This is a genomic window from Streptomyces sp. NPDC059456 (assembly GCF_042750055.1).
Lineage (GTDB): Bacteria > Actinomycetota > Actinomycetes > Streptomycetales > Streptomycetaceae > Streptomyces.
The window spans coordinates 1-5,480 of sequence record NZ_JBHYVA010000590.1; the positions used below are offsets into that span (position 1 = coordinate 1).

Here is a 5,480-nt window from a genome sequence, read left to right on the forward strand (position 1 = left end):
CCCTTCGGCCGAGCCGCGCGACGAGGCGGGCCACGTCATGCCGGTCTAGCCGAACCCCTTCGGAGTCGAGCAGCAGCGGCCCCTCCGTGCGCCGCGCTCAGTGCGCCCGCGCCGGCCGGTGCAGGACGAGTCGGGTGAGCAGTCCGGAGCCGACGCCCGCCGCGAGGACGAGGGCCGTCCACCACAGCGGGTAGGGCGTCAGGCCGAGTTCCGCGTCCAGGGAGCAGGCGCCGGGGCCGGTGGCGGCCAGGGCCGCGGCGGTCGCGATCAGGACCAGGGGGTACTCGTAGCCGTCGTTCTGCACCCAGAGGCCGTTGTGCCACTTCACGGTGAGGGCGACGGTCATCACTCCGATGGCGCCGGTGGCGGCGAGCGGCGTGGCCAGTCCGGCGGCGAGCAGCAGCCCCGATCCGATCTGGCCGGCGCCGGCCGCGAGGGCGGTCAGGGCGCCGCCGCGGAATCCGTCTCCGCGGAATTCGGCCGCGCCGCCTTCGAGGCCCCGGCCGCCGAGGTGCGAGCTGATCTTCTGCACGCCGTGTCCGGCGATGAGCAGGCCCACGAGCAGACGCAGGAGCAGGATGCCGGTGTCCAAGGAGGTCAGCCGGCCGCGTGCGCGCCGATGACGGCCTGCGCGTACACGACGCCGAGGCCGTACGCCCCGGCGTGGGTCTTGACGATCTCCATGACGGCGCCGTACGTCTCCTGGCGCGCCCAGTCGCGCTGGAGCTCCAGCAGGACCTGGACCCAGGTGACGGGAACGGCGCCGGCGGCGAGCATCCGCTGGAGGGCGTGCTCGTGGGCGGCCGGGCTGACGCCGCCGGAGGCGTCGGAGACCACGTAGACCTCGTAGCCCTGGCCGAGGGCGGACAAGGCGGGGAGGACCAGGCAGACTTCGGTCCACAGGCCCGACAGGACGATCTTCTTGCGGCCGGTGGCCTTGACGGCCTCGACGACGGCCGCGTCCTCCCAGGCGTTCATCGTCGTGCGGTCGATGACCTCGTGCTTCGGGAACACGTCGGCGAGCTGCGGAAGCAGCGGCCCGGAGAAGGACTCGGCGGCCACCGTGGTCAGCACGACCGGCACGTCGAACGCGCGGGCCGCCTTCGCGAGACCCACCGTGCTGTTGATGATCGCGGCGCGGTCCCCGCTGCCGGTCCCGAAGAACATCTGCGGCTGGTGGTCGACGAACAGCATCACCGAGTTGTCGGGCGTGAGCAGGTCCTCGCTGGGGGCGGCCTGCACGGCGTCGGTGTCGAACATGAGGGGGGGTCCTCTCGCAACGGTGGAGATCGGTCGCCGTCGGCCGTGTTCCCGCGGCCCGGCACCCCTCGAAACTACGACCGGCCCGGCGGCCGGCTTTTCCTCCCGTGCACGGCAGTTGGCACGACAGCGCACGGCCCGGGGACGGCGCGGCGACGGCCCGGGGACGGAACGCACGAGGCTCCCGGAGCGCATCGCGCCGGGAGCCTCGTGAACAGGTCCGCTATCAGGCGACCGTGATGTTCTCCGCCTGCGGGCCCTTCTGGCCCTGCGTGACGTCGAAGGTCACGGCCTGGCCCTCCTGCAGCTCGCGGTAGCCGTTGGCGTTGATGTTGGAGTAGTGCGCGAAGACGTCCGGACCGCCGCCGTCCTGCTGGATGAAACCGAAGCCCTTTTCGGAGTTGAACCACTTCACGGTTCCGCTGGCCATGCTCGTACCTCTCAGTTCGATGTGGGGTCCGCACCGCGCGGCCCCGGGAGGTGATCGCCCTGGTCCGGCACTGCACAGCAGAATGCCCACGCCAGGGCGCGGGCAGGGACTGCGAACCACGACAGCTGCCGCTGACGCTACACGGCGGAACTGCCGCTCACCAGAGAGCAACGATCACTCGTTTGCGACGAGCCGCACGAACTGCGCCCGAAAGGGGCGTCATCCGCGCGGCGCGGAGCCCGTCCGGCGCCCTCCCCTCTACCCTCTGCGGTCAGAGCGGTTCGCGATACGGGCGAGGTGTGTGCGGTTTGGAAGGCCGGTGAGCGCGGCCCGTGAGGCACTCTCGGAGCTGCTCGCGGAGGCGCACGCCCTCCTGCCCGACACCGTGGCCCTGCGCCGGGACATCCACCGCCACCCCGAACTGGGTACGGATCTGCCGCGCACCCAGCGCGCCGTGCTGGACGCCCTGGCCGCACTGCCGCTCGATCTGGCCACCGGCTCCGGCCTCAGTTCCGTCACCGCCACCCTCGACGGCGCGCTGCCGGGTCCCACGGTCCTGCTGCGCGCCGACATGGACGCCCTGCCCCTGGAGGAGGAGACCGGCCTGGAGTTCGCCTCCCGGGTGCCGGGGGTCATGCACGCCTGCGGTCACGACGCCCACACCGCGATGCTGGTCGCGGCCGCCCGGCTGTTGTCGGCGCGGCGCCGGGAACTGGCCGGGCGCGTCGTGTTCATGTTCCAGCCGGCGGAGGAGTCCGGCGGGGGCGCCCTGCGCATGATCGACGAAGGCGTGCTGCGGACCGCCGACGGAGGGGTCGTGGACCGCGCCTTCGCCCTGCACCTCACCACCCGCTTCGACAGCGGAACCCTCCACCTGCGGCCCGGGACGACGTTCGCGGCCTCCGACCTGCTCCGGGTGAGCGTCCGCGGGCGGGGCGGGCACGCCTCGGCCCCCCATCTCGGCCTGGACCCGGTGCCCGTCGCGTGCGAGATCGTCCAGGCCCTGCAGACGATGGTCACCCGTACCGTCGACGTCCACGACCCGGCCGTGGTCACCGTCGCGTCGGTGCACGCCGGCACGACGGCCAACGTCATCCCCGACACGGCGGAGATCACCGGAACCTTCCGCACCCTCTCCCCCGCCACGCGGCGGCTCGTGCGCGAGGGCATCGCCCGCGTCGCCCACCACGTCGCCGCCGCCCACGGCGCCGGCGCCGAGGTCACGCTCACCGAGGGCTATCCGCCCGTCGTCAACGATCCGGCGCACACCGCAGCCCTCCGGGACACCGCGACCGCGCTCCTCGGGCCCGACCGGGTCCACCGGCTGCACCGGCCGTTCCTGTGGGCCGAGGACTTCTCGTACGTGCTGGAGCGGGTGCCCGGCACGATGGCCTTCCTCGGGGCCCGTCCGCCCGGAACCCCGCCCGGACAGGCCCCCGACCTGCACTCGGGACGTGTCGTCTTCGACGAGGCGGCACTGGCCGCCGGGGCGGCCCTGCACGCGGCCGCCGCCCTGTACGCCGGCGACGGTTCCACGGCGGCAGGCGGCTGAGCCGAGGGCGCCGACGCCGGGCGGGGTGCGGGTACGGGTGAAGGTGCAGGTGCAGGTGAGGGTGCTGAGGCGGGAGCGGAAGCGGGAGCGGGCGCACGACGGCACTATCCGGTCAGCCTGGATGGACGTTCGATGAACCGCGTGCGGCCGATGGCAGGTCAACGGGCTGCGATCGGTTCGTCACACCCGGCATCACCCTCCGTTCGCGCGTGATCGCGGAGGGCGCACACCGGGCCTGAGCTGCCAGAACGACCGTTCGGTCGCCGTTAATCGAACGGGGTGTCCGTAAATCGGTCATCGATGTGCACGCGACCTTCGCACCAGAGAGACTCAGTGCCGTCCAGCCGATACACCGCAGCCAAATGCTGCACCCATCCTTCGAATTGAAAGAGAGTACTGTCGTGCGTCACCGCATCGCCGCTGTCACCGCCGCCGCCCTCCTCCCCCTCGCCGGGGCCGCCGGGACCGCCGAGGCACAGCCCGCGAGCCTGTACGCCCCGTCCGCCGTGGTCCTCGCGGTCGCCCCCGGCGACGCGGGAGCGGCCGTCTCCCGCGCCACCGCCCTCAGCTGCGCACCGACCGCCCAGGGCACGCATCCCGACCCCCAGGCGGCGTGCGCCGCCCTCGCCGCCACCGCGGGTCGCCTCGACGCGCTGCTCGCCACCCCGGACCGGAACCGGGTCTGCCCGATGCACTACGACCCCGTCACCGTCTCCGCGGACGGCATCTGGAAGGGCAGCCGCATCTCCTGGAAGCACACCTTCTCCAACGCGTGCACCATGTCCGCGACCCTGGGCGGCAACCCCGTCTTCGCGTTCTGACCGTCCCGCGGCCTGCGCGCCGGCCGGTCAGCCCCGCTCCCCGTCGAAGAGCACTCCGGGGTTGAGGATCCCGGCCGGATCGAGCGCGGCCTTCGCGGCCTGCAGCGCCCGGGCGAACGGCTCCGGGCGCTGCCGGTCGTATCCGGGCCGGTGGTCACGGCCGACGGCGTGGTGGTGGGTGACGGTGGCGCCGTGCGCGCCGAGCAGGTCCATCGCGGCGGACTTGATCTCGTCCCACATCGCGACTTCCGAGCCGCGCCTCGCCGGGGCGATCACCGTGAAGTACGGGGCGGGGCCGTCGGGGTAGACGTGGGTGAAACGGCAGTTGATCATCGCCTCGGCACCGGTGACCTTGCGCACGACGGCGCCCAGGTCCCGGTGCACGGCTTCGTACAGCGCCTCGGCGCGGTCCCAGGTGCAAGCCGTTTCGAAGGTCTCGCTGATCACGCTCATCCGCGCCAGCCCGTCCCGCAGGTAGGGCATGCGCAGGAACGCGGAGCGCCACGCGCCGGCCGCGGAGTCGTCGTCGGGGCCCCCGGCCGGGCCGCCGCCCGTGGGCGGGGCGGCGGCCGGCGAACCTCCGTGGTCCCGGGCCAGGGCGACCAGTTCTGCGAGCCGGTCGGCGACGGGGAAGTGGGCGGACTCCACCCCGAGGACGAGGACGCTGCGGCCGCCGCCGGCCACGCCCGCGAGCGCCGCTTCGCCCGGATCGAGCAACCGGCAGTTGGCCGGGTGCAGGCCGGACTGCGCGAGGGCACGGACGGCTCCGGCCGCGGTCGCGAAGTCGTCGAACAGGACCGAGGCGGACGCCTTGTGGCGGGGCCGGTCCTGGAGCCGCATCCACGCCTCGGTGATCACTCCGAGCGTGCCCTCCGATCCCAGGAACAGCCGGTCGGGGGACGGGCCCGCACCCGAACCGGGCACGCGCAGGGACTCGTTGACGCCGACCGGGGTGACCACGCGCAAGGCCTGGGTCAGATCGTCGACGTGGGTCAGGAGCGTGGCGTAGTGGCCGCCGGCCCGGGTCGCCAGCCAGCCGCCGAGGGTGGAGAACTCGAAGCTCTGCGGAAAGTGGCGCAGGGTCAGCCCGTGCGGCCGCAGCTGCGCCTCGAGGCCGGGCCCGAGCACGCCCGCCTGGATCCGTGCCGCCCTGCCGGTGGTGTCGATGTCGAGGACACGGTCCAGTGCGGAGAGGTCCAGGGACAGCACACCGCCCCGGCTGTCGCCGCGGTACTCCACTCCGCCGACCACCGAACTGCCCGCCCCGTACGGCACGACGACCACGTCCGCGCCCGCGGCCCAGTCCAGGACGTCCACGACGTCCTGCTCGCGGCGGGGGAAGGCGACCTGGTCGGGGGCGGCCTCGAGGTCGCCGCGCAGGGCCCGTACGACGTCGCGGTAGGCCTTGCCGTAGGTG

6 protein-coding genes are annotated in these 5,480 nt (G+C 73.4%); 2 read left to right on the forward strand and 4 right to left on the reverse strand.

Going from position 1 to position 5,480, the window contains the following annotated elements; genetic code table 11:
• Window positions 1-97: 97 nt before the first annotated feature.
• The 3 genes from ACFXA3_RS34145 to ACFXA3_RS34155 all read right to left on the reverse strand — a co-directional run bounded on the left by ACFXA3_RS34145 (window position 98) and on the right by ACFXA3_RS34155 (window position 1,690).
• Window positions 98-592, reverse strand: a complete 495-nt coding sequence (locus ACFXA3_RS34145) for a DoxX family protein (RefSeq protein ID WP_385193362.1) — start codon at window positions 590-592, stop codon at window positions 98-100.
• Window positions 593-597: 5 nt separating this feature from the next.
• Window positions 598-1,260 (reverse strand): hydrolase, encoded by a 663-nt coding sequence (locus ACFXA3_RS34150; RefSeq protein WP_385193365.1) that lies wholly within the window; start codon window positions 1,258-1,260, stop codon window positions 598-600.
• Between the two features lie 226 nt (window positions 1,261-1,486).
• Window positions 1,487-1,690, reverse strand: a complete 204-nt coding sequence (locus tag ACFXA3_RS34155; protein WP_054227409.1) for a cold-shock protein — start codon at window positions 1,688-1,690, stop codon at window positions 1,487-1,489.
• 319 nt (window positions 1,691-2,009) lie between these two features.
• On the opposite strand from ACFXA3_RS34155, the gene ACFXA3_RS34160 reads away from it, so the two are divergent.
• On the forward strand, window positions 2,010-3,242 hold the full coding sequence (locus tag ACFXA3_RS34160) for a M20 family metallopeptidase (RefSeq protein ID WP_385193368.1): 1,233 nt from the start codon (window positions 2,010-2,012) through the stop codon (window positions 3,240-3,242).
• A 401-nt stretch (window positions 3,243-3,643) separates the two neighbouring features.
• Complete coding sequence (locus tag ACFXA3_RS34165; RefSeq protein ID WP_385193371.1) at window positions 3,644-4,063, forward strand: SSI family serine proteinase inhibitor; 420 nt, start codon at window positions 3,644-3,646, stop codon at window positions 4,061-4,063.
• A gap of 27 nt (window positions 4,064-4,090) precedes the next feature.
• Here the strand turns inward: ACFXA3_RS34165 and ACFXA3_RS34170 are convergent.
• A partial coding sequence (locus ACFXA3_RS34170) for an FAD-binding oxidoreductase (protein WP_385193374.1) occupies window positions 4,091-5,480 on the reverse strand: 1,390 nt, incomplete at its 5' end.